The following is a 24,872-nucleotide window of genomic DNA, read 5'->3' on the forward strand; positions in this document are numbered from 1 at the left end:
TGCCGTCTCGCACGACCGGCGCTTCTCGGTCAACCTGTACGCCGGATGTCATCTTCCCCATCGGGCTTCGGAAATTCCCCGGCGCGGCCCCTCGGGGTGACGGACCTCATGAATCGAACGCTTGCCAATCGCTGCCGCCCGCCCGGTCGGGGCGGCTCCCCCGGCCGGGGGACAATGTCGGAATGACCCCAGTCGCCATCGTCACCGGAGCGTCCAGCGGGATCGGCGCGGCCACTGCCCGCCGGCTCGCCGCCGAGGGCTTCCACGTGCTCGCCGCCGCCCGCCGCGCCGAACGGCTCACCGACCTGGTCGCCGAGATCACCGCCGCTGGCGGGCAGGCCACCGCAGTGACCTGCGACATCACCTCCGACGAGTCGGTGGCCGGGCTTGCCGAGGCTGCTGCCCAGGCACCCGGGCCGGTCACCCTCCTGGTCAACAACGCTGGCGGCGCGCGAGGGTTGGACCCGGTGGAGTCCGGCTCGGTCGCCGACTGGCAGTGGATGTACGACGTGAACGTGCTCGGCACCCTCCGGGTCACCCAGGCGCTGCTGCCGGCTCTGGAGGCGTCCGGTTCCGGCACCATCGTGGTGGTCTCCTCCACCGCCGGCCTCACCGTGTACGAGGGCGGTGGCGGGTACACCGCCGCGAAGCACGCGCAGACCGCCATCGCCGGCACGCTCCGCCTGGAACTGTGTGGCCGGCCGCTGCGGGTCATCGAGATCGATCCGGGCATGGTGAAGACCGAGGAGTTCGGGCTGGTCCGCTTCGAGGGCGACGCGGAACGCGCGGCCGCCGTCTACGCCGGGGTGCCGGGGCCGCTGGTCGCCGAGGACGTCGCCGACTGCATCGCCTGGTGCGCCACCCGCCCGGAGCACGTCAACATCGACCGGTTGGTGGTCCGGCCACGGGCGCAGGCCGCCCAGCACAAGGTGTACCGAGTCTCCTGACATGAGCCCTGCGGCGCGGCGGCGGCCGTTCGGCGTGGTCACCCGCGGCACGACCAACCCGAACCGGCTCCGGCGGGTGGACAACTGGATCGTCGCCACCTGCGCCGACCGACTGTTGGCGGCGAACGATCCGCTGGTGGTCGACCTCGGCTACGGCGCCACCCCGGTGACAGCTGTCGAGCTGCGCGCCCGGCTGGCCGCCGGGGTACGTCCGGACGTACGCCTGGTCGGGTTGGAGATCGACGCGGCCCGGGTGGCGGCCGCCGCCCCGGCCGCCGACCCACCCGGGCTGACGTTCGCCCGGGGTGGGTTCGAGTTGGCCGGGCTCCGGCCGGTCCTGGTTCGCGCGTTCAACGTGTTGCGACAGTACGACGAGAGCGAGGTGGCCGAAGCCTGGCGGACAATGACCGCCGCACTGGCCCCCGGTGGGGTGCTCGTCGAGGGGACGTGTGACGAGTTGGGGCGGCTCGCCAGCTGGCTGCTGATCGACGCCGAGGGGCCCCGGACGCTGACCCTGGCCGCGAAGCTCACCACGCTGGGCAGCCCCGCCGAACTGGCCGAGCGGCTTCCCAAGGCGCTGATCCATCGCAACGTTCCCGGTGAGCCGGTGCACGCTCTGATCCGGGCGCTGGACGAGGCCTGGCAGGCCGCCGCCCCGTACGCCACCTTCGGCCCCCGCCAACGCTGGCTGCGAGCGGTGACCCGGCTCCGCGAAACGGGCTGGCCCATCCTCGACAACCCCACCCGTTGGCGCCAGGGCGAACTAACCCTCCCCTGGCCGATCCCCTAACCCGCCCCGACCCGACCCGGCCCGCCCCGCCCCGCCCCACCCCGCCCCGGCCCACCCCGCCCCGGCCCACCCCGGCCCGGCCCGGCCCGCCCCGGCCCGGCCCGGCGATCATGGAGTTGTGGTGGGCGTTTTACACCCGAGCGAGGCAATTGTCTCCCACCACAACTCCATGATCGACCCGTTGGGCGGGGCGGGGTGATCGACCCGGTTGGGCGGGGCGGGGTGATCGACCCGGTTGGGCGGGGTGGGGCGAGCGGGACGGGACGGGTGGGTGGGGTGGGGGCTGGGCGTTAGAGGGTGCAGTTGATGAGGACTGGTTCGGGGTGCAGGGTTACGCCGAATCGGGCGTGGACCTGGTCGCGGATGGTGCGGGCCAGGGTCAGCAGGTCCTCGGTGTGGGCGGTGCCGCTGCGGTTGGTCAGGGCGAGGGTGTGCTTGCTGGAGATCGCCACTCCGCCCGCGCCGGGGTGGCCCTTGGTGAAGCCGGCCTTGTCGATCAGCCAGGCCGCGCTCACCTTGACCAGGCCGTCCGCGCCGGGCCAGGCGGGCGGGTCGCCCAGCTCCACGGAGCGTTCCAGGAGTTGGTCGTACGTCGCACGGTCGAGCACCGGGTTGGTGAAGAAGGAGCCGACCGAGCGAGTGTCCGGGTCGTTGGCGTCGAGCACCATGCCCTTGCCGGCACGCAGCCGCAGCACCACCGCCCGGGCGTCCGCCAGCGGCACCTGGTCGCCCACCTCGACACCGAGGGCTCTGGCCAACTCTGCGTAGCGCACCGGGCCGCTGAGCGGAGACCTGGTGAGCCGGAAGTCGACCGAGAGCACCACCCAGCGGTCGACGTACTTGAAGATGCTGCCCCGGTAGGCGAAGCCGCAGTCGGCTGCGGGGATGACCTGGCGGGTGCCCTCGACCCGGTCGTACACCTCGACGCCGGTGATGGTCTCGGCGACCTCCTGGCCGTACGCGCCGACGTTCTGGATCGGGGTGGCACCGGTAGAGCCGGGGATGCCGGACAGGCACTCCAGCCCGGCCCAGCCGTTGGCGACCGTGGTGGCGACCAGGTCGTCCCAGGGCTCACCGGCGTCGACACGTACGGTGACCGAGGCGGCGTCCTCGGCGATGACCTGCACGCCACGGGAGCGCACCAGGACGACGGTGCCGGGGAAGCCGGCATCGCCGATCACCACGTTGCTGCCCCCGGCCAGGACCAGGATGGGGTCCGCTGCGGTCCGCACCGCTTGGATGATCTCGTCGGCGCTGCCGGCGGCCACGATCCGCTCGGCCGGCCCGCCCGTTCGCAGGGTGGTGTAGCCGGCGAGTGGATTGGGGATGGCACGATCGGCGTCGGTTGTCGGCTGGGCGGAGGCGTCTGGCACGCCCTTCACCTTAGGCTGACAATTAGCCGTGGCACCCACTGGTCGCCCGGCACCCCCGGGAGGATGGCGATGAGCAGACTGCAGGGCAGCAAGGATTTCTGGATCGGCGCGCTCCGGACGGAAGGTCCGGCCTTCGCGGCAGCGGTGGCCGAGGCGCCACCGGAGACACCGGTGCTGTCCTGTCCGGGCTGGACGGTCAAGGACCTCACCCTGCACATGGCCGGCATCTACCACTGGGTTTCGTCGTTCGCCGGCTCCGGCCAGGTCAACCGACCGCCTCGCCGGGAGCAGGCCGACGCGAGCGTGGACGCGCGCCAGCTGTGGCAGCAGGGTTACGACCGGCTGATGACCCTCTTCGACGGGCTGGACCCGGAGGCGCCGGCGTGGAACTGGGCCCCGCAGCCGAAGAAGGCCGGTTTCTGGCCGCGTCGGATGGCGCACGAGACGGCTGTGCACCGCTGGGACGCCCAGCTCGCCATCGGGGCTGGTGACCCGGTGGAGGCGAAGCTCGCGGCCGACGGGGTGAGCGAGGTGCTGGACACCTGGCTGCCGGCGGGCCGGCGGCAGGTGCCGGGCAACTGGCACGGGGTGGTGCAGCTCTGCGCGACGGACGCGGCCCAGGAGTGGTATTTGCGGCTGCGCGGTGAGGGGATGGCGCTGCTCGACACCGCGACCATCTTCGACCACGACGATCACCACGCCCGCGCCCAGGTCAGCGGCACCGCGAGCGACCTGCTGCTGGCGCTCTGGGGGCGGGTGAGCTTCGAGACGCTGGACGTGGTCGGCGACCGCACCCTGTTGGACGGTCTGCGCACCGGCTGACGCCACCCGGCACGACGAGGGCACCATCCACGCGGACGGCGCCCGGCACGACAAGGGCACCACCCGGCGCGGGTGGTGCCCTCGTTGTTGTCGGGGACGGGAACGCGGCGGCGAGAGAGCGCTCTCTTGACAGCGGAGGAGTGACCCACCACCCTGTCGTGAGAGCGCTCTCTTAGCCACCTGTCAGCACCCGCCCGCCTTGAGAGAGGTCGAAACCCATGGCTGTCTTCCCGCGCCGCCGCCTCGCCGCGGTGGCCCTCACCGCCGCCACCGCCCTGCTCGTCACCGCTGGCTGCGGCGGCGGCGACGAGCCAGGCGACGGAACGGTCACGCTGACCGTCGACGTCTTCGGCCAGTTCGGTTACGAGCAGCTCTACCAGGAGTACATGGACGCCCACCCCGGCGTGAAGATCGTCGAGCGCGGCACCGGCACCAACCTCGACGAGTACTCGCCGAAGCTGACCCAGTGGCTCGCCGCCGGCCGAGGCGCCGGCGACGTGGTCGCCATCGAGGAGGGGCTGCTGGTCGAGTACAAGGCCAACCCGGCGAACTTCGTCAACCTGCTGGACCACGGCGCCGCCGACCTCAAGGGCAACTTCCTGGAGTGGAAGTGGAACGCCGGTCTGACCGCCGACGGCAAACACCTCATCGGCCTCGGTACCGACGTCGGTGGCATCGCCATCTGCTATCGCAAGGACCTCTTCGAGAAGGCCGGCCTGCCCACCGAGCGGGACGCCGTCTCCAAGCTCTGGCCCACCTGGCCGGACTACATCGCCACCGGCGAGCGGTTCACCGCAGCGAAGACCGGGGCGTCCTTCCTCGACGCGGCCACCAACACCTTCAACACGATCCTGTTGCAGACGGCCGGAAACACGACCGGCTACAGCTACTACGACACCAGCGACAACCTGGTCGTCGACAGCAACCCGTCGGTACGCCAGGCGTGGGACACCACCATGGACATCATCGACTCGGGCCTCTCCGGAAAGTACGGCTCCTGGTCGGAGGAGTGGGTCTCCGCCTTCAAACAGTCGAAGTTCGCCACCATCGCCTGCCCCGCCTGGATGACCGGTGTCATCGAAGCCAACGCCGGCCCGGCCGCCCAGGGCAAGTGGGACATCGCCCGGGTGCCCGGAAACGGCGGCAACTGGGGTGGATCGCACCTCGCCGTGCCCAAGCAGAGCAAGCACCAGGCCGAGGCGATCGAGCTGGCCAAGTTCCTGACCAGCGCCAAGGGGCAGATCGGCGCGTTCCAGGCCAAGGGTCCACTGCCGTCCTCGCCGCAGGCGCTCGACGACCCGGTAATCACCGGTGCGACCAACGCGTACTTCTCGGGAGCCCCGGTCGGCGCCATCTTCGGCACCGGCGCGAAGAGCCTGAAGCCGGTCTACATGGGCCCGAAGAACCAGGCCGTACGGACTGAGGTGGAGAACGCCGTACGGACGGTGGAGCTGGGCCAGCGCAACCCCACGCAGGGCTGGGCCGACGCGGTGACCAATGCCAAGAAGGCCGCCGCCAAGTAGCCCGAGCGAACGTGCGGGCGGGCTCCGACGACCGGAGTCCCGCCCGCACGGCGAAAGGAGTTCCCGGGCATGACCGTCCAGCTCGACGCCCGCCCACCGGTCGCGCCGAAAGCCGACAACCCCCACCGCTCGTCAGGTCGGCTCAGCCGGCTCGACACCCGGTTCTCGCCGTACCTCTACATCGCCCCGTTCTTCCTGCTCTTCGCGGTCTTCGGGGTCTACCCGCTGGCGTACACCTTCTGGGTCTCGCTGCACGACTGGGACCTGCTCGGAGCCGAGCATCCCTTTGTCGGGGCGGAGAACTACACCCGGCTGCTGGCCGACGCCGACTTCTGGCACGCGCTGGTCAACACACTGGGGATCTTCGTCATCTCGACAGTCCCGCAGTTGCTGGCCGCGCTGTGGCTGGCCAACCTGCTCAACCGTGGCCTGCGGGCGCGTACCGGTTGGCGGATGGCGGTGCTGGTCCCCAACGTCACGTCCACCGCCGCGGTGGCGATCGTCTTCGGGGTGATCTTCGGCCGCGAGTTCGGCATGATCAACTGGCTGCTCGACCTGGTCGGGCTGGACGCGATCGGCTGGAAGTCCAACCGCTTCGCCTCCTGGGTGGCGATCTCCGCCATGGTCGACTGGCGGTGGACCGGCTACAACGCGCTGATCCTGCTGGCCGCGATGCAGGCCATCCCCCGCGACCTGTACGAGTCGGCGTCCATCGACGGCGCCAACCGAACCCGCCAGTTCTGGTCCATCACCGTGCCGCTGCTCAAACCGACGATCATCTTCTGCGCCATCATCGCCACCATCGGCGGACTGCAACTCTTCACCGAGCCCCGGCTGTTCCACTCCGGCACCAACCCGATCCGGGGCGGCCCGATGCGCGAATCACAGACGCTGACCATGTACATGTTCGAGAACGCCTTCGCGCCGCACTACAACTTCGGATACGGCTCGGCGGTCGCCTGGCTGCTCTTCGCGCTCATCGCGATCGTCGCGGCGGTCAACGTGCTGCTCCTGCGCCGCCTCGGCGGCGGGAACCGCCCTGAGAAGAAAGCGGCCCGATGAGCCGACTCTGGCGGGCCAGCCCGCTCACCTACCTCGCCCTGCTCGTCGCCGCCGGCCTTTCGGTCTTTCCGATCTGGTGGATGTTCGTGGTGGCCAGCCGCTCCAGCGACGCGATGGGGCAACTGCCACCACCGATGACGCCGGGCGGCAACCTGGGCGCCAACATCGCCCGGCTGTTCGACAACACCGACGCGTACTTCCTGACCGGTCTGATCAACTCGACGATCGTGGCCACCACGGTCACCGTGTCCGTGGTCCTCTTCTCCAGCCTGGCCGGGTTCGCCTTCGCCAAGCTCCGGTTCCGGGGCCGCAACGCCCTGCTGCTGGTGATCATCGCGACCATGATGGTGCCGACCCAACTCGGCGTGATCCCGCTGTACCTGCTGATGACCCGTTTGCAGTGGAACGACCGGCTGCCCGCGGTCATCGTGCCGGCCCTGGTCACCGGGTTCGGGGTGTTCATGATGCGGCAGTACGCCGGCCAGGCGGTCAGTGACGAGCTGATCGAGGCCGCCCGGATGGACGGCTGCGGCACCGCCCGGATCTGGTGGCACGTCGTGCTACCCGCTCTGCGCCCCGCCGCCGCCGTCCTCGGTCTGCTCACCTTCATGACCACCTGGAACGACTTCCTGTGGCCGTACGCTGTGCTGAACGATCCGGCGAATCCGACCGTGCAGCTGTCCCTACGAGCACTGTCGGACGGGTATTACCAGGACATGTCGCAGGTGTTCACCGGAACGGCCATCGCGACGCTGCCCCTGCTACTGGTCTTCGTGTTGTTCGGCCGGCAGATCATCGGCGGAATCATGGAAGGTGCGGTCAAGGCGTGAGTGAAATCAACTTCCCCGACGGTTTCCTCTGGGGGGCGGCCACCGCCGCGTACCAGATCGAGGGGGCGGCCCGCGACGACGGTCGCGGCCCGTCCATCTGGGACACCTTCAGCCGTACGCCGGGCAAGGTGTACCAGGGTCACACCGGCGACGTCGCCTGCGACCACTACCACCGGTACGCCGACGACGTGGCGCTGATGGCCGAGCTGGGCCTGCGGGCGTACCGGTTCTCGGTCTCCTGGCCACGGATCCAGCCCGACGGCACCGGCCCCGCCAACCCGCGTGGGTTGGACTTCTACGACCGGCTCACCGATGCGCTGCTCGATCGGGGAATCGACCCGATCGTCACCCTCTACCACTGGGACCTGCCGCAGGCCCTCGGTGACCGGGGTGGCTGGACCAACCGGGACACCGCCGAACACTTCGCCACCTACGCCACCGCCGTGTACGCCCGCCTCGGCGACCGGGTCGACGTGTGGACCACGCTCAACGAGCCGTGGTGCTCCGCGTACCTCGGGTACGCCAACGGGGTGCACGCTCCGGGCGAGCAGGATCCGGCGGCGGCCTTCACCGCCGTACACCATCTGCTGTTGGGGCACGGCCTGGCGGCGCGGGCGTTGCGGGCGGCCGGCGCGCGCAGCGTCGGCATCACCGTCAACCCGGCCGATGTACGACCGGCCGACCCGGAGAGCGCGGCCGACGCCGCCGCCGTCCGGCTGGTCGACGGTTTGCACAACCGGATCTTCCTCGACCCGCTGCTGGCCGGCGGGTACCCGGACGACGTCCGGGAGCACGTGGCCCGGATCGTCGAGCCGACGTTCATCCGCGACGGCGACGAGAAGGTGATCGCCGCCCCGATCGACCTGCTCGGCATCAACTACTACGCGCCCGGCTACGTGGCGGGTCGGCCCGACGGCGCCGGCAACCCCGCGTACCCGGGCACCGAGGGGGCCGTGCACTTCCTCCCGCCCGCCGGGCCGCTCACCGACATGGGTTGGATGATCGAGCCGGCCGGGCTGACCCGGTTGTTGGAGCGGATCGCCGCCGACTACCCCGGGGTCCCGCTGCTGATCACCGAGAACGGTGCGGCGTTCCCCGACAAGGCCGGCGCCGACTCGCCCGACGGTCCGGCGCAGGTGATCGACGCCGATCGCATCGCCTACCTCGACGGGCACCTCCGCGCGGCGCACGAGGCGATCTCCCGGGGCGTGGACCTGCGTGGTTATCTCGTATGGTCATTCCTGGACAACTTCGAGTGGGCGGAGGGTTACCGCAAGCGGTTCGGGATCGTGCACGTCGACTACCTGACGCAGCGGCGCACACCGAAGGCCAGTGCCCGGTGGTACCAGGAGGTGATCTCCCGGAACGGGCTGTGATGAGCGGGGGGAAGGCGCGATGACGACGGCGCAGCGGCCGACGCTCGAAGCGGTGGCGGCGCGGGCCGGGGTGTCCCGCGCCACCGTGTCCCGGGTGGTCAACGGGTCCACCACCGTCGCCGAACCGATCCGCGAGGCGGTCACCCGGGCGGTCGCCGAGTTGGGGTACGTCCCCAACCTGGCCGCCCGCAGCCTGGTCACCCAGCGCACCGACTCGATCGCCCTGGTCATGCCGGAGGCGGCCACCCGGGTCTTCTCCGACGACCAGGTCTTCCCCGGCATCATCCGGGGCGTCAGCCAGGAGTTGGAGGCGGCCGACAAGCAACTGGTGCTGATGCTCGCCGGCTCGCCGGCCGGGCACCACCGGGTCGAGCGGTACACCACCGGCCGGCACGTCGACGGCGTGCTCTTCGCGTCGCTGCACGGTGCCGACCCGCTGCCCGGCACGCTGGCCCGCCTCGGCATCCCGGTGGTGGTCAGCGGCCGGCCGCTCGGCGACGTGCCCGTCCCGTACGTCGACGTCGACCACGTGGCCGGGGTGACCGCAGCCGTCCGGCACATGATCGACAGCGGTCGGCGGCGGATCGCGACCATCGCCGGGCCACAGGACATGGTCGCCGGGATCGAACGGCTCAGCGGCTACCGCAGCACGGTCGCCGACGCGGGGCTGCCCGAAATGATCGCCATCGGTGACTTCACCCGGGAATCCGGATCGGCGGCGATGCGCCACCTGCTCACCGAGCACCCCGACCTCGACGGTGTCTTCGCCGCCTCCGACCTGATGGCGCACGCCGCGCTGCGGGCGCTGCGCGAGGCCGGCCGGCGGGTGCCGGAGGACGTGGCGGTGGTCGGCTTCGACGACATCGAGACCGCCGCCTACACCGAGCCGCCGCTGACCACCGTCCGGCAGCCGATCGTGGAACTCGGCCGTCGGATGACCCGCCAACTGCTCCGGCTGGCCGCCGGGGAGACCATCGAGCAGGCCGTCATGCTCCCCACCGAGCTGATCCGCCGCGCCTCCGCCTGACGCGTCGCACGGGGGTAGGACCCGCGCCCACTGACCCGCCGGTCAGGAACCGGCAGCAACGATCTCCCGGATCTGGCGGATCCACTCCAGATAACTCGAACCGTGTTGCACCGGGTCATAGGACGAGCGGGCGTGGTCAAGCCACAGGGCCCGTACCTCCTCCTCGGTGGGATCCGTCGCAGCCAGCTGATCCAGATCGCGTCGAAGCTCCTCCACTGTCTGCGGCTCCTCCGTGGCGAGAAAATCGCGGACCAGGTCGGCCGGCGTCGGCGCCAAGAGGTCGTAGTCCTGGTGAAACCACTGCGCCAGGTAAGTGAGCGTCTCAAACGGCATGTGAGTGCTCCACGATCGGGAATCGACGTCGCGGCATGCTAGCCGCTCGACAGTTGGCTCCGCAGCGCACCGCAGCCGTTAATGCGTCGCCGCGGTGGGAGATCGTGGTTAGTCTCGCCGACATGCCGGATCCTGTCGCACTGCTGCACGTCCCCGCCCTCTCCGACGCCGCCGGGTACGCGTACGCGGCCACCGTCGACGCACCCGTCCGACTGGTGTTCACCGTCGCCGCCGTACGGACGGGGGCCTGACATGCGGATCCGGGTGGCACAGCCGGACGACGCCCCGGGCGTGGTGGCGTTGCGGACGACGGTCTTCCCGTATCTGGTGCGCGGGGTCGCCTCGACCCGCAAGATGATCGCCGAACCGCCGCCCGGGGAGGACTGGACGGCCTTCGTGGCCGAGGTCGACGACCAGGTGGTCGGGTGGGTGTCCGCCGAACGCATCGTCAACACGTCAGTGGCGAACGTCGGTGGCATCAACCTGCTGCACGTGCACCCCGAGCACCGCCAACGCGGCATCGGCAGTGCGCTGTTGGCGGCCGCGACCGATTATCTCCGCCCCCTGGGAATCCGCCGGGTGCGTGCCACGGCCCAACCGGAGGCGCTGCCGTTCGCGCGCCGGCACGGCTACGAGGCGAGCCGCGAGGTGCGCTATTCGGCGCTCGATCTGAACCCGGCACCCGCGCTACCCGACCCGCCCCCGGGCGTGAAGCTGCGCCCGATCGTCGATGTGGACCCGCACCTGCTGTACGTGGCCGACGTGGCCTCGGCCGTCGACGAACCGGGCGACGTGCCGGTCGACGCGAAGAGCTACGAGAGCTGGCAGTACGACGTGTGGGACAACCTCGGGCTGGACAAGGCGGCCAGCGTCGCCGCCGAGACCGATGGTGCGGTTGTCGCCTTCAGCCTGGTGAAGCGGGACGGGGACCGGATGTGGTCGGACTACACCGGCAGCGTCCCGGCGTACCGGGGGCGCGGGCTGGCCCGGCTGGCCAAGACGGCGGCGCTGCACCGGGCCGCCGCCCACGGCGTACGGGTCGCGTACACCTCGAACGACGAGGCGAACGCACCGATGCTCGCGATCAACGCCCGGCTGGGCTACCGCCCGGTGGCGTCCCAGTGGACCTGCCTGGCCGACCTGACCTGATCCGCAGGCACCCTGGGCCCGTCCCTCAACGGCGATCTGTCCGACGTGACCGGCGGGCCAGGGACAGCCAGCCGAGAAAGCGGGTGTGCAGCACGGCGAGATCCGGGCGACCGCCCAGCCGTACATGTCGTCGACGGCGTCCTGCATCGACGAGGCCAAGTAGAACGCCAAAGCTATCGAGTGACCGTAGAACTCGGCGATGAGGTCGAGTCGAGCTGGACCGCAGGGCCACGGCGCAGCGCAGTTGCGACACAGCCACACGGGGCGCATCGGCAGGTGCGGCCGAGGGCGGGCGGTCATCCGACCCTCACCGGTCCACGGCGTACCTGCCGGCGGGCCGTCGGCCGGGCAGCCGGTGCCGGAGGGGCCTGCCAGATCAGCCCCGCCGCCTTCTGCACGAACAGCGACCGCCGTACGACCGCCTCGCCCTTCGGGCCTAGCTCGTAGCCCTCAATCCAGAGCCAGCCGTCATACGTCACCCAGTCGGGAAGCCGGATCACGCGGACGAAGATCGGCCGGAGGAACTGCACACTTGCCGCGCGAGTCAGGTGCAACACGTCGCCCGACTTCACCTCCCGCCCAGATCCCCTCGCCCGGCCACCCATCGACGCCTTCCTCTCTGATCGTTAGGAGGGGCCACACTGCGTTCTCGCCCAAGTGGCGGCCCTGGGTGGTTAGCACCGCCGCGGGGCGTCGCCTCCACCAGCGGTACTGCTCAACTGCACGGTCTCAGCGCGTATCGGACGCCTGCACCGTCCGCGTGCGACCATCGGGGACGTCTAGGAAAGACCCCTTACGATGACGCGAAACGACACCCTCGGACACGCCCTACGATCGACGGGCCTGACCGTTGCTGACCTCGCCGAGAAGTGCGGGGTGGACCCGAAGACGGTTGAGCGGTGGATCAGCAGGGGCCGCATTCCTCACCCTCGCTCCCGGATGCGGGCTGCGGGGGTGTTGGGTCAGGATGTAGAGGTGCTATGGCCCGAAGTCGTCCGCCGCGCTGTCAAGGTCGGTTCAGACCGTGAGTTGGTCGGCATGTACGCGCGCCGATCCGACCTTCCGCGTTCACTGTTCCGCGAATTGATCGACAAAGCGGGCACCAGGTTGTGGTTCGGCGGATACACGAGTTACTTCGTATGGCTTGAGGTTCCCAACGCCGCCACCACGCTCAGCGCGAAGGCACAGAACGGCGCCGACGTGCGTTTCCTCCTCGGCGATCCGGGCAGCGAGGTCACTACGGCGCGAGAGCGTATCGAGGCAACTCCGCTGACACTCGCGACCCGCATCGCCATGACCCAGGCAGAGATCGCGAAGTCTCCGGCACCCCTTGCCGCCCGAATGTCAGAACGACACGTTGCCATGTCCGTCTGGGTCTTCGATGACGAGGCGATTGTGGCTACGCACATCGGCGCGGGGCTGGGGCAGGACTCGGTAACGATGCACTTCCGACGCCGGGAAGCCGGCGGTCCGTTTGATCGTTACGTGGAGCACTTCGAGTCCCTGTGGGATGACGCACGGGCGGCGTAGGCGCACCGTCCCGCAGTCACGATGACCTGACCGGTATTCCGGGATTGCGCGGGCGCAGCCCAGGCTCGTCGATCATGGAGTTGTGGTGCCTGTTTTGGTGCTACACGGGCACTTTGTCACCCACCACAACTCCATGATCGACGCGGCAGCGCGGGTGTTGGACTACGCAGCATCAAGTGATCAAGGCGAAGGCAAGTGATCACAGGGAGGGCAGCTCCCCGATCACCTGGCGGGCGGTGGCGTGGGTGTCCGCCCCGAACAGCACCAGGCGGGCCTCGGTGACGCTGGCCGGGGTGGCCGAGCGCAACACCGACAGCGCCTGCCGGACCGCGTCGTCGACCGGCCAGCCGTAGATGCCGGCGGAGATCAGCGGAAACGCCACAGTGCTCGCGCCCAGCTCGTCGGCGACCGCGAGACTGTTGGCGTAGCAGTCGCGCAGCAGCGCCGACCGGTCCTCGGTGGCCGACCAGACCGGCCCCACGGTGTGGATCACCCAGCGGGCCGGCAACTCCCCCGCCGTCGTCGCCACCGCCTGGCCGGTGGGCAGGCCCTTGCCGTAGCGGGACGCCCGCAGCGCCCGGCACTCCGCCAGGATGGCCGGCCCGCCACGGCGGTGGATGGCACCGTCGACCCCACCGCCGCCGAGCAGGGACGAGTTCGCGGCGTTCACGATGGCGTCCACCCGCTGGGTGGTGATGTCCCCCTCGACCAGGGTGATCTCCACGGCTAGCTCCTCTCGACGCGGTGGCCGGCGGGCGGCGCGGACAGCGGGCCGTCGATCGGCTGGCCCAGCGAGCGGCGGGCCAGCAGGGCGGCACCGGCGACCGCGGCCGGCATGATCAGTACGGCGCCGAGCGGAATCAGGAAGCAGAGGAAGACCGCCACGCCGAAGCCGAGCGCGGTGGGGCGGTCCGCCTTGAGGATCGCCCGGCGTTGCGGCAGCCGCATCCCGCGTCGGTAGAACGGCGCGCCGACCAGCTCCACGGCCAGGAACCACCCGCCCACCGCCGCCCCGATGACCGGAACGACCGTCTGGCCGAGCACCGGGATGAACCCGGCGAGGAAGAGTGGGATGCCGACCAGCGCCGTGAGCGCCACCAGGCGTACCGAGTCGGCGAGGCTGCGGCGCAGCGACGGCCAGAAGGGCACCTCCACCGCGCCCGGCGTGCCGCCGTACCGCTGCTCGACCTGCTCGGAGATCTTCTCGTAGAACGGGTCACCGATGACCAGGGTGACCGCGGTGAAGGTGAGCACGCCGAGCAGGCCGCCGACCCCCAGGAACGCCAGCCCGGCGGCCACCCGGACCAGGCTGCGGCCAGTGCGCGACCAGTCGTCGGCGAACGGGGTGACCAGCGCGGCGAGGTCGTCCACGAAGTACACCAGCGTGGCGAACGCGGCCAGGAAGAGCACGCCCGAGATCAGCGCCGGCACGATGCCGAGCAGCATCAGCCCCGGGCTGCGGACATAGAGGCCCAATCCGCGCAGGAGCAGCCCCGCCCCGGCGAGGAAGCGTCCGACGACCCCGGTCACCGGGCTGGCGATTCTGCTGACATCCACGATCGAGCAGCCTAACCAGCCGTGATCGGTTCCGCCGGACGGCGGACGGGGCCGGGCAGGATAGGCGGGTGCGCGCGTCCCGACTGATCTCGTTGCTGTTGCTGTTGCAGGCGCGCGGGTCGATGACCGCGAGCGAGCTGGCCCGGGAGTTGGAGGTCTCCGAGCGGACCGTCTACCGGGACGTGCTGGCGCTCTCGGCGGCCGGGGTGCCGGTCTACGCCGATCGGGGTCGGGCCGGCGGTTACCGCCTGCTCGGCGGCTACCGCACCCGACTGACCGGGCTGACCCGGGACGAGGCGGAGGCGCTCTTCCTCGCCGGGTTACCCGGGCCGGCCGGCGAGATGGGGCTCGCCGACGCGGTCGCGTCCGCCGAGCTGAAGGTGCTCGCCGCACTGCCACCCGCCCTGCGCGACGCGCCGGCCCGGGCCGGGCAGCGGTTCCACCTGGACGTGCCGGGCTGGTTCCGCGAGGCCGCGCCACCGCTCTGGTTGCCCGAGTTGGCGCGGGCGGTCTGGGCGGACCAGGTGGTGGAGCTGCGCTACCGACGCGGCGACCGGGAGGTGACCCGCCACGTCGAGCCGTACGGCCTGGTGCTCAAGAACGGGGTCTGGTATCTGGTCGCCCGGGTCGGCGACGACGTACGCACCTACCGGGTGGACCGGGTCACCGGGGTCGAGGTGGGTGACGAGCACTTCGACCGCGACGAGGGCTTCGACCTGGCCGGGCACTGGCGCGAGCAGGCCGGGTCGTTCCTGCGGACGATGCTGCGGGCCGCGGTCACCGTCCGGCTGAGCCCCGCCGGCCTGCGCCAGCTCCGACACCTGGTCGATGCCCCCTTCGTGTACGACGAACTGGTTGCCGCCGCCAGCGAGCCCGACGGGCAGGGCTGGGTGGTGGCCCGCCTGCCCGTCGAGTCGACCCAGGTGGCGTACCGCCAGTTGCTGGGGCTCGGCCCCGAGGTGGAGGTTCTCGATCCGCCCGAGCTGCGGGCGCTCCTCGCCGAGGCAGCCGCCCGGCTCGGTGCGCTCTACCGGTAGCCGGTCACGTCCGCCGGTTTGCCCGCGTCGACCACCTCGGTGATGTAGCGGAATCCCTCGGGTTGGCTGCCGTCCAGGTCGGTGAACCCGTACACCTTGGACAGGCTGCCCGCGTCGACGGACCTGCCGCTCCAGCGGCCCTTGTCCTCGTCGGCGGCGAGCGCGGCCACCGCCCGGCCGACGAAGGCCGGGGTCTCCGAGATGAGGAAGTTCGGGTCGGTGGCGGCACCGTCACGCCAGTTCTCCTCGGTCACGCCGAAGTGCTCCAGCATCGCCTCGGACCGGATCCAGCCGGGGGTGAGCGCCACCGCCGTGCCGCCGTGCGGCTTCAGCTCGTGCGCCTGACTGAAGGCGAGCCGGTTGACCGAGACCTTGGCCAGGTCGTAGAAGACCGACAGCCGGTAGTTCTCGTCGTTGTACGCCTTGGTGCCGTCGCCCATCTCCACCACCAGTCCGCCGGGCTTGCGGATCAGCAGCGGCAGCGCGAAGTGGCTGGTGATGATGTGCGTGTCGACGGCCAGCCGCAGGGTACGGAAACCGGCGTCGAGCGGCTGCTCCCAGACCGGCTTGTCCCAGGTGACCAGCGGGTCGCCGCCCCAGATGTCGTTCACCAGCACGTCGAGTTGGCCCTGCTCGGCGTCGATCCGAGCGACCAGGTCGCGGACCTGCTCGGGCACCAGGTGATCGACCTGGACGGCGATGCCGGTGCCGCCGGCCGCGCTGACCAGCTCAGCGGTCTCCTCGATGGTCTCCGGTCGGTCCATCTCGGAGCGGCCGGCCCGGGTGCTGCGGCCGGTGGCGTAGACCGTGGCGCCGGCCGCGCCGAGCTGAACGGCGATCTGCCGTCCGGCACCACGGGTGGCACCGGCGACGAGCGCGATCTTTCCGGTTAGTGGTTGTGTCATGCCTGCGACGGTGTCAGGAATACCTGACAACCGACGTCCGAATTCGGTACTCGACCTAATCCACCAGTCGGACCCGGACCCGCCGGTTGGCCCGGCCCTTGCTCTCCACCTTGACCACCTGCACCTTGCCGATCTGGGCGGTGGAGGCGACGTGGGTGCCGCCGTCGGCCTGCACGTCCAGCCCGACGATGTCGACGATGCGGACCTCCTGCTCGTCCGCCGGGATGAGGTTGGACTGGGTACGGATGATGTCCGGCAGGGCCAGCGCCTCGGTGCGCGGCAGCACTCGCGTGGCGACCGAGCGGTCGGCGGCCACCTCGGCGTTGACCAGCTCCTCGATGCGGGCCTTGAAGTCCGGGGGCACCTCGGGGAGGTTGAAGTCCATCCGGGCCTCGCCGGGTTCCATGTTCCCGCCGGTGACGAGCGCGCCGAAGTCGCGGAACACCACGCCACAGAGCACGTGCAGCCCGGAGTGGGTACGCATCAGCCGGGTGCGGCGCTCGTCCTCCACCGCGCCGACGACTTCGGTGCCGACCGGCGGCAACGGGTCACCCTCGGCCGGAATCAGGTAGGGGTCGTCGCCCTTGCGGGTGCCGACGATTCGGGTCTGCACGCCCTGCCAGAGCAGCACCCCGTGGTCGGGCGGTTGACCCCCGCCGCCCGGGTAGAACGCCGAACGGTCCAGCACGATGCCCTGCTCCGCGTCGGCGTGCAGGACCGTGCAGGTCCACTCGCGCAGGGTCGGGTCGGCAAGGTCCAGCCGGTGCGTTCGGCCATGCTGTGTGACGCCCATGACAGGGCAGGTTACTCGTTCAGGAAGCCCGAGATGCGGTCCCGCAGATCGGCGCGTTCCGACCAGAGCACGCCGGGCCGGTCGTACACGTGCAGGGTGGCCTGGGGCAGCGCGACGGCGAGCCGCTCGGCGACCTCGACCGGGTGCAGGTCGTCGCCCACGCAACCGATCACCAACGCCGGTGCGGTGACCGCCGTCAGGTCACCGATCTGGCGCAGCGGTGTCTGGTCGGCGAGCGTGGCCAGACCGTCGGCCAGACCGTCGCGGAGCAGTTGATCGAGCCGTTGCCGCAGGTAGGCCCAGCCGGCCGGGGTGTTGCGCACCGCCGGGGGCAACTCCAACGTGACGATGTCGGCGACCGCCGAGGCGTCGCCGCTCTCCACCGCCTCCAGCAGGTCGGTGATGCGTTCCCAGGCGAGCGGCCCGCGTGGCTCGTCGAGGACCGCCGGCAGGAAGAAGACCAGCTTGTCGAAGCGCTCCGGGCTCTCCGCGAGGAGTCGGCAGAGAGCACCCGCGCCGAGGCTCGCGCCGAACGCCCGGCTGGCGCCTGCCAGGTCGGCGACCGCCCGCAGATCCCGGGCCAGGTCGAGGTAGTCCCACGGCCCGTCCGGGGCTTCGGAACGCCCGTGCCCGCGGAACTGGAAGAACACCTTGCGCCCGTTCACCCCACTGCCGAACGGACGGGTGGTCGCGATGCCGTTGCCCAGCCCGTGCGCGAACACGGTGACCGGGTCACCGGTGCCGGTGACCAGCCGTTCCAGCCGGACGCCGTGTGGGGTGGTGACCATCTCGGTCTCCGGCTCCGGCAGTGCCGGCCGGCCGGTACGCGGCCCGCCCGGCCCGGGCCCCCAGGTGCGGGGCCCACTGTCGGGTGGGGGCGGCCAGCGAAAACCTCTCACCAGAACCCTTTACCGTCGCTCAGGTCGCGCAGACCGACCCGGACGTCGAGCAGGTAGATCAGACCGGCGGCGATGCCGACCAGTCCGAAGAGGCTGATCGGCCCGAAGCCGAGCAGGGTGAGCACGAGGCAGACCGCCAGGATGGCGATCCAGCCGCCCTTGGGCAGCGTGCCGATGGCGGGGAAGGCGTCGGAGCGCTGCGTGACGGCGTGCACCAGCGCGACACCCTGGATGATCAGCGCGAAGACGAGCAGAATCAGCTCGATCACGTAGCGGACTTCGAACGCGAAGATCGGCGCGGCGTTGGCCATGTCGGCAAGTTTATGTCCACGACCCCGGCTACGTCCGACAAGGACGCCGCCGGGGTCGCCGACACCACGGGCTACTCGGCGGCCGGACGGGTCCGCTTGGTGGCCCGGGGAAGCTTCGCCGACGGGGTTTCGGCCGACTTGGCGGCCTTCGGCGCGCGGGCGACCTTCTTGACCGCGGCCGGCTTGGCCTCGGCGATCTCGGCCACGTCGGCCGGGGTCGGCGCGTCGGCGGGGGCCACGGCCGGGGCGGTCGGGGTGGTGGTGGCAGCCGGCGTCACGGCCTCGGTGGCCTCGATGTCGGCGTTGACCGTGTCGGCGGCCTCCAGCACGCCGGCACCGACGACCCGCTCGCCCCGCGCGACCAGCGCGCCGTACGCAGCGAACGCGCGCTCCTGGGCGACCTGGGCGCCCGCGACCACCAAGGCGGCGTTACGGGTCGCGGCGGCCCGCAGCTTGTCGATGTCGGCCACCTCGCGCAGCTTCGCCAGGTCGGCGGTCTCGTTGGCGGTCCGCAGCGTCTCGGTGGCCTTCTGCTTCAGCTCGAAGCCGGTCAGCACGGCCCGACCACCCAGGTCGGCGACGACCCGGGTGCTGAGGACGCCGACCACGGCCGGCAGCTTGCGCAGCTGCTCGATGGCCAGCTCACCGGCACCGGCGGCGGCGTAGATCGGGGCGGGGATGCGGTTGGTCTTCGGCTCGCTCATGACGTCTCCTCTTCGGCCGCCTCGGCGGCCTTCTTCTTCTGGGGGATGGTGGTGCTGCCCGGAGCGGGGGCGGTGCCCGCCTCGGTGACGGCGACCGACTCGAGCACGGCCTCGGTCGGGGTGCCGCCCACGGTGGTGGGGCCGGTGGCGGCCACATTGGCCAGGTCGGCGGCCTGGCTGGCGGGCTGGTCGGTGGCCTGAGCTGCGCCGGCTTCGGCCTGGGCCGCCTCGGCTTCGGCCTGCGCCTCGGCCAGCCGGGTGTTCTCCCGGCGGAACGTCTCGTAGATCTGGCTGAGCGACTGCTTCTGCGCCATCGTCAGGTCGGCGTCCACGGCGATGGCGGCGAGCACCCCGTGGCCTTCCTTGTCGTCGAGCAGACCGGCGCGCAGGTACATCGCCGGCGTGGAGACCCGCAGGGCGCTCGCCAGTTGCTGGAGCACCTCGGCGCTGGGTTTGCGCAGACCCCGCTCGATCTGGCTGAGGTAGGGGTTGCTGACCCCGGCCTGCTCGGCGAGCTGCCGTAGCGAGATCTTGGCGTTGCGCCGCAGATCGCGGATGAACCCGCCGACGTCGGGAAGGTCCTTGGGTGTGGCCATGGCAGCGACGCTAATCGCTTGCGCTAGCTCCTGCAAGCAAAACGCTAACCATAGTTAGCAAGGTCTCAGCGTTCCGTTTGCGCGCCGCGCTGCACATCCGTACGGTCCGTTCGTGCACAAGATCACAGTCAATGGAACAAGCATCGCGTACGACGAGGCCGGCACCGGTTCGCCCGTCGTCCTGTTGCACGCCGGCATCGCCGACCGGCGGATGTGGCGGGGCCAGGTGTCCGCGCTCGCCGCCCGGCACCGGGTGATCGTCCCGGACCTGCGCGGCTACGGCGACTCGGAACTCCCCCCGGCCCCGTTCGCGCACCACGACGACGTGGCCGGGCTGCTGGACGCCCTCGACCTGCCCCAGGCCGCCCTGGTCGGCTGCTCCTTCGGCGGAGCGGTCGCCATCGACACCGCGCTGGCCCACCCCGACCGGGTGAGCGCGCTCGCGCTCTTCGACAGCGCGGTCTCCGGCAACGAGTGGTCCGACGAGGCGAACGACCTCTGGGACGGCCTGGTCGGAGAGGTCGACCCCGACGACTTCGCCGCCGCCGCGGCCGGTGAGGTGCGGTTCTGGGTGGTCGGCCCGGGACGCCAGCCAGAGGACGTCGACCCCGAGCTGATCGCGTTCGCGGAGGAGATGGACCGGCGGGCCCTCGCCGCCGAGCTGGCGCTCGGTGCGGTCGAGGTGGGAGAGCTGACGCCCCCGGCGATCGGCCGCCTCGGGGAGCTGAAGGTCCCCATCCTGGTCACCGCCGGCGCCGCGGACGTGCCGGACATCAGTCGGCTCGCCGACCGGATCGCCGCCGAGGTCCCCGGCGCAGTACGACTGCCCGACGTGCCGAACGCCGCGCACCTGCTGCCGCTGGAGCGTCCGGAGGCGATCAACGCCGCGCTGCTCGACTTCCTGCGCTGACCCTCACCAGAGCGGGCGGACCGCCCCGACCGGTACCCCGCCGCCGAAGAGCGGCACCTCGGCGTACTCGGTCAGCACCGGGGCGTCCACACCGAGCCGGCGCAACGCGGAGACCAGCACCGGCATCCGGGCCCGGTCGGCGCCGTCGTCGATCTTCAGAGCGACGGCGCCGACGCCCGGCAGCGCCACCGCGATCACGCCCTCCGCGCCGACCTTGGCCAGCAGCCCCGGAACACCACGCATCAGCCGGGTGTCGTCGGCCCGGGTGCCACCCACGATCTCGGGGTACGCCCGCATCGCGTCGGCCACCCTGCGCGGCACCGAGCCGGGCTCGGCGTCGACCAGCCGCAGGTACGCCCCGGCCAGGCCGGTCAGTGACACCGCGAGCACCGGGGCACCACAGCCGTCGACACCCACCGCCGCCGCCTGCTCGCCGGTGAACTCCTCGATCGCGGCCCGCAACCGCTGCTGGAGCGGATGCTCCGGCCGCCAGTAGCCCTCCCGCGACCAACCGGCGGCCTCGCAGGTCAGCAACATCCCGCTGTGCTTGCCGGAGCAGTTCATCTGCACCCTGCTCGGGCCGCCGCCGGCACGCAGCACCGCCTCCCGGGCCGCGGCGCCCACCGGCAGATCCGGCGGACAGTGCAGCGCCGACGCGTCGAGCCCGGCGCGCTCCAGCAGCGCACCGACCCGGGCCAGGTGGAACTCCTCACCCGCGTGGCTCGCCGAGACCAGCGCCACGTCGGCCGGGTCGGTCAGGGCCAGGCCGGCCCGCAGCATCCCGATGGCCTGCATCGGCTTGCTGGCCGAGCGGGGGAAGACCGGCGAGGTCACGTCCCCGGCGGACGCCACCGCGACCCCGGCCGCGTCCAACACCACCACCGAGCCCCGGTGCGCACCCTCCACGAACCCGGACCGGACCACCTCGGCGAGCGGCGCGCCGCCCTCGTACGTCTTCGTCACGCGCTGGACGGTACCGACGGTCCGGGGGTGCCCGACGGCGGGGTGACCAGCAGGTCCACCGCCCGGGTGACAGGGGCGCGGGACAGACCCGGCCTTACAGCCCGAGCAGCTCGCGGGCCTCGGTCGTGGTCAATGGCGGGCGCTGAGCGAGCTGGGCGAAACCCACCGCGCGGGCGACCAACTGCATGTTGGACTCCACCGGGCGGCCCTTCGCGTACGTCACGGTGTCCTCCATGCCGACCCGCAGGTGCCCGCCGGCCGACAGCGAGGCCAGCAGCACCGGGATCGTGCTCCGGCCGACGCCGGTGGCCGAGAACGTGGTGCCCTCCGGCAGGTCCCGCAGCATCCGGTGGGCCGCGACGAGCGTCTCGGTGGTGCCCGGCATACCGCCCGGCACACCCATCACGAAGTCGACGTGCACGTGCCCACCGGCCGGCAGCCCGTACTTGCCGAGCAACCGCTGCAACGCGGACAGGTGGCCGAGGTCGAAGATCTCGTACTCCGGCACGATCCCGCGTTCCTGCATCCGGGTGTGCAGGTCGACGATGAACTCCCAGCGGTTAAGGAAGACGTCGTCGCCGAAGTTGACAGTGCCCATGGTGCAGGAGGCCATGTCCGGACGGGCGTCGAGCACGGCGAGCCGGGCGGCCTCCGGGTCGGTCACCGCGCCGCCGGAGGAGAGCTGCACGATCAGGTCGGTGCTCTCCCGCAGCGCCGCCACCGTGTCGGCCAGACGCACCGGGTCGAGCGTCGGCCGGGCCTCGTCGTCCCGGATGTGGACGTGGATCACGGCGGCGCCGAGCGCCTCGCACTCCTTGGCGGTGAGCAGCAACTCGTCGAGGGTCACCGGCAGCGCCGGCACCTCCGCCTTGGCCGACTCAGCGCCGGTCGGGGCCACCGTGATCAACGTCCCTGTCGTCATGCCGGCGATCCTAGACGTCCCGGTCAGGACGGGTCGATCGCCGCCGCGGTCTCGCCGATCAGCAACGCGGCGTCATCCGGGACGTTCCGCTTCAGCACCGCCAGGGCGACCTGGCCCAGCTCGTGATGCAGCACGGCGGTGCCGACGAAGCCGACCGCCCGGCCGTCGAGGGTCACCGGCGTACCGGCCGCCGGCGGCTGATCGGTGGTCACCCCGTCCAGGTGCAGCAGTACGAGGCGACGCGGCGGCCGGCCCAGGTTGTGCACCCGCGCCACCGTCTCCTGCCCCCGGTAGCAGCCCTTGTCCAGGTGCACCGCCGGGGCGATCAGGTCGACCTCGGCCGGAATGGTCCGGTGGTCGGTGTCCACCCCGACGCGGGGCTGCCGGGCGGCCACCCGGATCGCCTCGTACGCCCAGAGCCCCGCGACCGGCACACCTGCGCCGCGCAGCTCCGCCACCACCTGGTCCATCGCCGAGCGGGGTACCAGCAGGTCCACCCCGAGCGGACCACGTCGAGCCCAGCCGCCGATCGGCAGCGGCCGTACGTCGTACCGAACGCTCGCCCGGGGTGGTACGGCACCGTGCGGGAACCTCGGACCCGGCACCTCGACCACGTCCGGCGCGGCGAGCCCGGTCACGCCGAGCGTGCCGAGCGCCTCCGTGGCCGCCGGCCCGACCAGCGACAACAGGGCCCGCTCAGCCGTGGCGTCGCGTGGTTCGACCTTGCTGAAGAACCGCATCTTCTCCAGGTAGCCCAGCAGGCCCTCGGTCGCCCCCGGCTCGGTGTCCAGCCAGGCGGTCTCGCCGTCCTCGGCGACCATGGCGTGCTGCTCGACGTGGCCGTGTGGTGACAGCACCAGCAACTCGGTGCCCTCACCCGCCGAGAGCGTGCTCAGGTGCTGCGAGGTGATCGTGTGCAGCCAGCCGGCCCGTTCCTCGCCGGGCACCGCGATGACCCCCCGATGCGACCGGTCGACCAGACCGACAGCGGTGTCGAGGGTGCGCTGCTCCCGCAGCGGGTCGCCGTAGTGCGCGGCCACCCCCCGCACGCCGACCGCGACATGCGCCGGATCCGGCTGGTCACGGCTGGCCTCGTCGATGCTCTCGACGGCCACCGCACCCGCGATGTCGATCATTTTTCGTCCCCGTTCTCGCAGCGTACGCAGACGCCGAAGAGTGACACGTGCCCGATGTCCACCCGGAACCCGCGCTGCGCGGCCAACTGGTCGGCGAGGGGACGGAGCAGCTCCGGTTCGATCTCGTCGATCGCGCCGCACTCCCGGCAGACCAGATGGACGTGTTGGTGCTCACCGGCGGCGTGATAGGTCGGTGAGCCGTGCGACAGGTGGGTGTGGGTAACCAGACCGAGCCGTTCCAGCAGCTCCAGCGTGCGGTAGATGGTGGTGATGTTGACGCCGGCGGCGACCTCCCGGACCGCGGTGTGCACCTGCTCCGGTGTGGCGTGACTCAGATCGAGCACCGCCTGGAGGACGAGCTGCCGCTGGGGCGTCAGCCGCAGCCCACGGGCCCGCAGCATTTCCGCGAGGGAGGATTCGGACACCGTCCGATCATAGTTCGGCCCACGGGCTGTTCCCCGCACCGCGATCGATCACCGCTACGCTCGACGGTCATGGTGAGGTCGTCGGTCGGGACGAACGCGACCGACGCGACCGCGCGGATCGCCGTTCTGGGGCGCGGCCTGGTGCCGCCCGACGAGCCGGTGCTCCGCGGTGACGACCTCGGGGTGCTGCACGGCGACGGCCTCTTCGAAACCATGCACCTGCGCGACGGCCAGCCGTGGCTGCGCGACGAACACCTGGCCCGCCTGGCCGCGGCGGCCACCGCCGTCGACCTGAGCCTGCCCCCCACCGACGCGCTGATCGACCTGCTGGACGAGGTACGGACAGGCTGGCCAGCGCCGGTGGAGGGGGCGCTCCGGCTGGTCTGCACGCGAGGCCCGGCGGCCGGCGGCCCGCCCACGGTCTACGCCACGCTGGCCGAGGTGCCGGCGTCCTCCCGGGCCGCCCGGCGGGACGGAATCGACGTGGCCGCCCTGCCGCTCGGGCTGCCCGCCGCCGCCCGCAACGGGCTGAGCTGGCTGCCGACGGGGATCAAGTCCACCTCATTCGCTGTCAACAGCGCCGCCCGCCGCTGGGCCCACCAAGCCGGCGTGGACGACGTGCTCTGGGTCTCCTCCGACGGGTACGCGCTGGAGGGCCCCACCGCCAACGTGGTGTGGCTCACCGACGACACGCTCTGCACGGTGCCGGCCGCCAGCACCGGCATCCTGCCCGGCACCACCGTGGCCTGGCTGCTCGATCACGCCGGTGAACTCGGCCTGGACGCCGCCGAACGGCTGGTCACACCCGCCGAGCTGCACGACGCCGACGGGGTGTGGTTCAGCTCGTCCATCCGCGGGCTCGCCGAGGTCCGGAAGCTCGACGGGGTGCGTCGGGACCACTGCCCGCGCACCCCCGCCCTGCACGCCGTGCTGGGCTTCCCCGTCGACTGAG

The 24,872-nt window shown here is 71.4% G+C and carries 29 protein-coding genes; 14 read left to right on the top strand and 15 right to left on the bottom strand.

The genetic code is table 11. The annotated features are described in order from the left end of the window. Nucleotides 1-182: 182 nt before the first annotated feature. Both EV382_RS22790 and EV382_RS22795 read left to right on the top strand, forming a co-directional pair. The gene (locus tag EV382_RS22790) at nucleotides 183-947 is read left to right on the top strand and encodes an SDR family oxidoreductase (RefSeq protein WP_130404979.1); all 765 of its coding nucleotides are present in this window, start codon (nucleotides 183-185) and stop codon (nucleotides 945-947) included. 1 nt (nucleotide 948) lies between these two features. Further along, nucleotides 949-1,737 carry a class I SAM-dependent methyltransferase gene (locus EV382_RS22795; protein ID WP_130404981.1) on the top strand — a complete coding sequence of 263 codons (789 nt, stop codon included), beginning with the start codon at nucleotides 949-951 and terminating at the stop codon, nucleotides 1,735-1,737. Between the two features lie 290 nt (nucleotides 1,738-2,027). Here EV382_RS22795 and EV382_RS22805 read toward each other — a convergent pair whose 3' ends face one another. Next, complete coding sequence (locus EV382_RS22805) at nucleotides 2,028-3,110, bottom strand: UDP-N-acetylmuramate dehydrogenase (protein WP_208758477.1); 1,083 nt, start codon at nucleotides 3,108-3,110, stop codon at nucleotides 2,028-2,030. Nucleotides 3,111-3,179: 69 nt separating this feature from the next. On the opposite strand from EV382_RS22805, the gene EV382_RS22810 reads away from it, so the two are divergent. The 6 genes from EV382_RS22810 (at nucleotide 3,180) to EV382_RS22835 (ending at nucleotide 9,750) form a co-directional block, all read left to right on the top strand. Next, complete coding sequence (locus EV382_RS22810; protein ID WP_130404985.1) at nucleotides 3,180-3,932, top strand: maleylpyruvate isomerase family mycothiol-dependent enzyme; 753 nt, start codon at nucleotides 3,180-3,182, stop codon at nucleotides 3,930-3,932. A gap of 218 nt (nucleotides 3,933-4,150) precedes the next feature. Further along, nucleotides 4,151-5,455 carry an ABC transporter substrate-binding protein gene (locus tag EV382_RS22815; protein ID WP_130404987.1) on the top strand — a complete coding sequence of 435 codons (1,305 nt, stop codon included), beginning with the start codon at nucleotides 4,151-4,153 and terminating at the stop codon, nucleotides 5,453-5,455. A 69-nt stretch (nucleotides 5,456-5,524) separates the two neighbouring features. Further along, entirely contained in the window at nucleotides 5,525-6,517 is a 993-nt protein-coding gene (locus EV382_RS22820) for a carbohydrate ABC transporter permease (RefSeq protein ID WP_130404989.1), read from the top strand. Then, the gene (locus EV382_RS22825; protein WP_130404991.1) at nucleotides 6,514-7,347 is read left to right on the top strand and encodes a carbohydrate ABC transporter permease; all 834 of its coding nucleotides are present in this window, start codon (nucleotides 6,514-6,516) and stop codon (nucleotides 7,345-7,347) included. Before EV382_RS22820 ends, EV382_RS22825 begins: the two co-directional genes overlap by 4 nt. Beyond that, complete coding sequence (locus EV382_RS22830) at nucleotides 7,344-8,723, top strand: GH1 family beta-glucosidase (protein ID WP_130404993.1); 1,380 nt, start codon at nucleotides 7,344-7,346, stop codon at nucleotides 8,721-8,723. Before EV382_RS22825 ends, EV382_RS22830 begins: the two co-directional genes overlap by 4 nt. Nucleotides 8,724-8,742: 19 nt before the next feature. Next, the gene (locus EV382_RS22835; RefSeq protein WP_130404995.1) at nucleotides 8,743-9,750 is read left to right on the top strand and encodes a LacI family DNA-binding transcriptional regulator; all 1,008 of its coding nucleotides are present in this window, start codon (nucleotides 8,743-8,745) and stop codon (nucleotides 9,748-9,750) included. A 42-nt stretch (nucleotides 9,751-9,792) separates the two neighbouring features. Here the strand turns inward: EV382_RS22835 and EV382_RS22840 are convergent, their stop codons facing one another. Continuing rightward, nucleotides 9,793-10,083 carry a contact-dependent growth inhibition system immunity protein gene (locus EV382_RS22840; protein ID WP_130404997.1) on the bottom strand — a complete coding sequence of 97 codons (291 nt, stop codon included), beginning with the start codon at nucleotides 10,081-10,083 and terminating at the stop codon, nucleotides 9,793-9,795. Between the two features lie 122 nt (nucleotides 10,084-10,205). Between EV382_RS22840 and EV382_RS33840 the strand changes: the two genes are divergently transcribed. Next, on the top strand, nucleotides 10,206-10,334 hold the full coding sequence (locus tag EV382_RS33840) for a hypothetical protein (protein ID WP_279636496.1): 129 nt from the start codon (nucleotides 10,206-10,208) through the stop codon (nucleotides 10,332-10,334). 1 nt (nucleotide 10,335) lies between these two features. Next, complete coding sequence (locus EV382_RS22850; protein ID WP_130404999.1) at nucleotides 10,336-11,232, top strand: GNAT family N-acetyltransferase; 897 nt, start codon at nucleotides 10,336-10,338, stop codon at nucleotides 11,230-11,232. Between the two features lie 296 nt (nucleotides 11,233-11,528). On the opposite strand, the gene EV382_RS22855 is transcribed toward EV382_RS22850, so the two are convergent. Next, a complete protein-coding gene (locus EV382_RS22855) occupies nucleotides 11,529-11,837 on the bottom strand; it encodes a hypothetical protein (protein WP_130405001.1) in 309 nt (102 codons plus the stop codon). A 193-nt stretch (nucleotides 11,838-12,030) separates the two neighbouring features. On the opposite strand from EV382_RS22855, the gene EV382_RS22860 reads away from it, so the two are divergent. Then, nucleotides 12,031-12,762 carry a helix-turn-helix domain-containing protein gene (locus tag EV382_RS22860; RefSeq protein ID WP_244236790.1) on the top strand — a complete coding sequence of 244 codons (732 nt, stop codon included), beginning with the start codon at nucleotides 12,031-12,033 and terminating at the stop codon, nucleotides 12,760-12,762. Between the two features lie 199 nt (nucleotides 12,763-12,961). Here EV382_RS22860 and EV382_RS22865 read toward each other — a convergent pair whose 3' ends face one another. Then, nucleotides 12,962-13,486, bottom strand: a complete 525-nt coding sequence (locus EV382_RS22865; RefSeq protein WP_130405003.1) for an O-acetyl-ADP-ribose deacetylase — start codon at nucleotides 13,484-13,486, stop codon at nucleotides 12,962-12,964. 2 nt (nucleotides 13,487-13,488) lie between these two features. Further along, complete coding sequence (locus tag EV382_RS22870; RefSeq protein WP_130405005.1) at nucleotides 13,489-14,319, bottom strand: EI24 domain-containing protein; 831 nt, start codon at nucleotides 14,317-14,319, stop codon at nucleotides 13,489-13,491. A gap of 68 nt (nucleotides 14,320-14,387) precedes the next feature. Here EV382_RS22870 and EV382_RS22875 point away from each other — a divergent pair, with 68 nt between their 5' ends. After that, nucleotides 14,388-15,356 (top strand): helix-turn-helix transcriptional regulator, encoded by a 969-nt coding sequence (locus tag EV382_RS22875; RefSeq protein ID WP_130405007.1) that lies wholly within the window; start codon nucleotides 14,388-14,390, stop codon nucleotides 15,354-15,356. On the opposite strand, the gene EV382_RS22880 is transcribed toward EV382_RS22875, so the two are convergent. The 6 genes from EV382_RS22880 to EV382_RS22905 form a co-directional block, all read right to left on the bottom strand. Continuing rightward, nucleotides 15,347-16,261, bottom strand: coding sequence for an SDR family oxidoreductase (locus EV382_RS22880; protein WP_130405009.1), 915 nt, complete (start codon nucleotides 16,259-16,261; stop codon nucleotides 15,347-15,349). The genes EV382_RS22875 and EV382_RS22880 overlap by 10 nt on opposite strands. A gap of 55 nt (nucleotides 16,262-16,316) precedes the next feature. Continuing rightward, entirely contained in the window at nucleotides 16,317-17,054 is a 738-nt protein-coding gene (locus tag EV382_RS22885) for an alanyl-tRNA editing protein (RefSeq protein WP_130405011.1), read from the bottom strand. A gap of 11 nt (nucleotides 17,055-17,065) precedes the next feature. Then, nucleotides 17,066-17,953, bottom strand: coding sequence for an alpha/beta fold hydrolase (locus tag EV382_RS22890; protein ID WP_130405013.1), 888 nt, complete (start codon nucleotides 17,951-17,953; stop codon nucleotides 17,066-17,068). Next, on the bottom strand, nucleotides 17,950-18,264 hold the full coding sequence (locus tag EV382_RS22895) for a DUF2516 family protein (protein WP_130405015.1): 315 nt from the start codon (nucleotides 18,262-18,264) through the stop codon (nucleotides 17,950-17,952). Before EV382_RS22895 ends, EV382_RS22890 begins: the two co-directional genes overlap by 4 nt. Before the next feature lie 71 nt (nucleotides 18,265-18,335). Continuing rightward, complete coding sequence (locus tag EV382_RS22900) at nucleotides 18,336-18,968, bottom strand: hypothetical protein (RefSeq protein ID WP_130405017.1); 633 nt, start codon at nucleotides 18,966-18,968, stop codon at nucleotides 18,336-18,338. Beyond that, a complete protein-coding gene (locus tag EV382_RS22905) occupies nucleotides 18,965-19,564 on the bottom strand; it encodes a helix-turn-helix domain-containing protein (protein WP_130405019.1) in 600 nt (199 codons plus the stop codon). The genes EV382_RS22900 and EV382_RS22905 overlap by 4 nt, the downstream gene beginning before the upstream one ends. A gap of 112 nt (nucleotides 19,565-19,676) precedes the next feature. Between EV382_RS22905 and EV382_RS22910 the strand changes: the two genes are divergently transcribed. After that, nucleotides 19,677-20,474 (top strand): alpha/beta fold hydrolase, encoded by a 798-nt coding sequence (locus EV382_RS22910; protein WP_130405021.1) that lies wholly within the window; start codon nucleotides 19,677-19,679, stop codon nucleotides 20,472-20,474. Between the two features lie 3 nt (nucleotides 20,475-20,477). Here EV382_RS22910 and EV382_RS22915 read toward each other — a convergent pair whose 3' ends face one another. The 4 genes from EV382_RS22915 to EV382_RS22930 form a co-directional block, all read right to left on the bottom strand. Then, nucleotides 20,478-21,437 (bottom strand): asparaginase, encoded by a 960-nt coding sequence (locus EV382_RS22915; RefSeq protein ID WP_130405023.1) that lies wholly within the window; start codon nucleotides 21,435-21,437, stop codon nucleotides 20,478-20,480. 94 nt (nucleotides 21,438-21,531) lie between these two features. Beyond that, the gene (locus tag EV382_RS22920) at nucleotides 21,532-22,359 is read right to left on the bottom strand and encodes a beta-keto acid cleavage family enzyme (RefSeq protein WP_130405025.1); all 828 of its coding nucleotides are present in this window, start codon (nucleotides 22,357-22,359) and stop codon (nucleotides 21,532-21,534) included. 23 nt (nucleotides 22,360-22,382) lie between these two features. After that, complete coding sequence (ygfZ, locus tag EV382_RS22925; RefSeq protein ID WP_130405027.1) at nucleotides 22,383-23,495, bottom strand: CAF17-like 4Fe-4S cluster assembly/insertion protein YgfZ; 1,113 nt, start codon at nucleotides 23,493-23,495, stop codon at nucleotides 22,383-22,385. Further along, complete coding sequence (locus tag EV382_RS22930; protein ID WP_130409112.1) at nucleotides 23,492-23,896, bottom strand: Fur family transcriptional regulator; 405 nt, start codon at nucleotides 23,894-23,896, stop codon at nucleotides 23,492-23,494. Before EV382_RS22930 ends, ygfZ begins: the two co-directional genes overlap by 4 nt. A gap of 93 nt (nucleotides 23,897-23,989) precedes the next feature. Between EV382_RS22930 and EV382_RS22935 the strand changes: the two genes are divergently transcribed. After that, nucleotides 23,990-24,871: an aminotransferase class IV gene (locus tag EV382_RS22935; RefSeq protein WP_130405029.1), complete on the top strand. Its 882-nt coding sequence runs from the start codon at nucleotides 23,990-23,992 to the stop codon at nucleotides 24,869-24,871. Nucleotide 24,872 lies beyond the last annotated feature (1 nt).

The organism is Micromonospora violae, assembly GCF_004217135.1.
GTDB lineage: Bacteria > Actinomycetota > Actinomycetes > Mycobacteriales > Micromonosporaceae > Micromonospora > Micromonospora violae.

Excerpts from the sequence above, each read along its gene's own strand:
- EV382_RS22790 (WP_130404979.1), top strand. The coding sequence starts at position 183 with ATGACCCCAGTCGCCATCGTCACCGGAGCGTCCAGCGGGATCGGCGCG.
- EV382_RS22795 (WP_130404981.1), top strand. The coding sequence starts at position 949 with ATGAGCCCTGCGGCGCGGCGGCGGCCGTTCGGCGTGGTCACCCGCGGC.
- EV382_RS22810 (WP_130404985.1), top strand. The coding sequence starts at position 3,180 with ATGAGCAGACTGCAGGGCAGCAAGGATTTCTGGATCGGCGCGCTCCGG.
- EV382_RS22815 (WP_130404987.1), top strand. The coding sequence starts at position 4,151 with ATGGCTGTCTTCCCGCGCCGCCGCCTCGCCGCGGTGGCCCTCACCGCC.
- EV382_RS22820 (WP_130404989.1), top strand. The coding sequence starts at position 5,525 with ATGACCGTCCAGCTCGACGCCCGCCCACCGGTCGCGCCGAAAGCCGAC.
- EV382_RS22825 (WP_130404991.1), top strand. The coding sequence starts at position 6,514 with ATGAGCCGACTCTGGCGGGCCAGCCCGCTCACCTACCTCGCCCTGCTC.
- EV382_RS22835 (WP_130404995.1), top strand. The coding sequence starts at position 8,743 with ATGACGACGGCGCAGCGGCCGACGCTCGAAGCGGTGGCGGCGCGGGCC.
- EV382_RS22840 (WP_130404997.1), bottom strand. The coding sequence starts at position 10,083 with ATGCCGTTTGAGACGCTCACTTACCTGGCGCAGTGGTTTCACCAGGAC.
- EV382_RS33840 (WP_279636496.1), top strand. The coding sequence starts at position 10,206 with ATGCCGGATCCTGTCGCACTGCTGCACGTCCCCGCCCTCTCCGACGCC.
- EV382_RS22850 (WP_130404999.1), top strand. The coding sequence starts at position 10,336 with ATGCGGATCCGGGTGGCACAGCCGGACGACGCCCCGGGCGTGGTGGCG.
- EV382_RS22855 (WP_130405001.1), bottom strand. The coding sequence starts at position 11,837 with ATGGGTGGCCGGGCGAGGGGATCTGGGCGGGAGGTGAAGTCGGGCGAC.
- EV382_RS22860 (WP_244236790.1), top strand. The coding sequence starts at position 12,031 with ATGACGCGAAACGACACCCTCGGACACGCCCTACGATCGACGGGCCTG.
- EV382_RS22880 (WP_130405009.1), bottom strand. The coding sequence starts at position 16,261 with ATGACACAACCACTAACCGGAAAGATCGCGCTCGTCGCCGGTGCCACC.
- EV382_RS22885 (WP_130405011.1), bottom strand. The coding sequence starts at position 17,054 with ATGGGCGTCACACAGCATGGCCGAACGCACCGGCTGGACCTTGCCGAC.
- EV382_RS22895 (WP_130405015.1), bottom strand. The coding sequence starts at position 18,264 with ATGGCCAACGCCGCGCCGATCTTCGCGTTCGAAGTCCGCTACGTGATC.
- EV382_RS22900 (WP_130405017.1), bottom strand. The coding sequence starts at position 18,968 with ATGAGCGAGCCGAAGACCAACCGCATCCCCGCCCCGATCTACGCCGCC.
- EV382_RS22905 (WP_130405019.1), bottom strand. The coding sequence starts at position 19,564 with ATGGCCACACCCAAGGACCTTCCCGACGTCGGCGGGTTCATCCGCGAT.
- EV382_RS22920 (WP_130405025.1), bottom strand. The coding sequence starts at position 22,359 with ATGACGACAGGGACGTTGATCACGGTGGCCCCGACCGGCGCTGAGTCG.
- ygfZ (WP_130405027.1), bottom strand. The coding sequence starts at position 23,495 with ATGATCGACATCGCGGGTGCGGTGGCCGTCGAGAGCATCGACGAGGCC.
- EV382_RS22930 (WP_130409112.1), bottom strand. The coding sequence starts at position 23,896 with ATGCTGCGGGCCCGTGGGCTGCGGCTGACGCCCCAGCGGCAGCTCGTC.
- EV382_RS22935 (WP_130405029.1), top strand. The coding sequence starts at position 23,990 with ATGGTGAGGTCGTCGGTCGGGACGAACGCGACCGACGCGACCGCGCGG.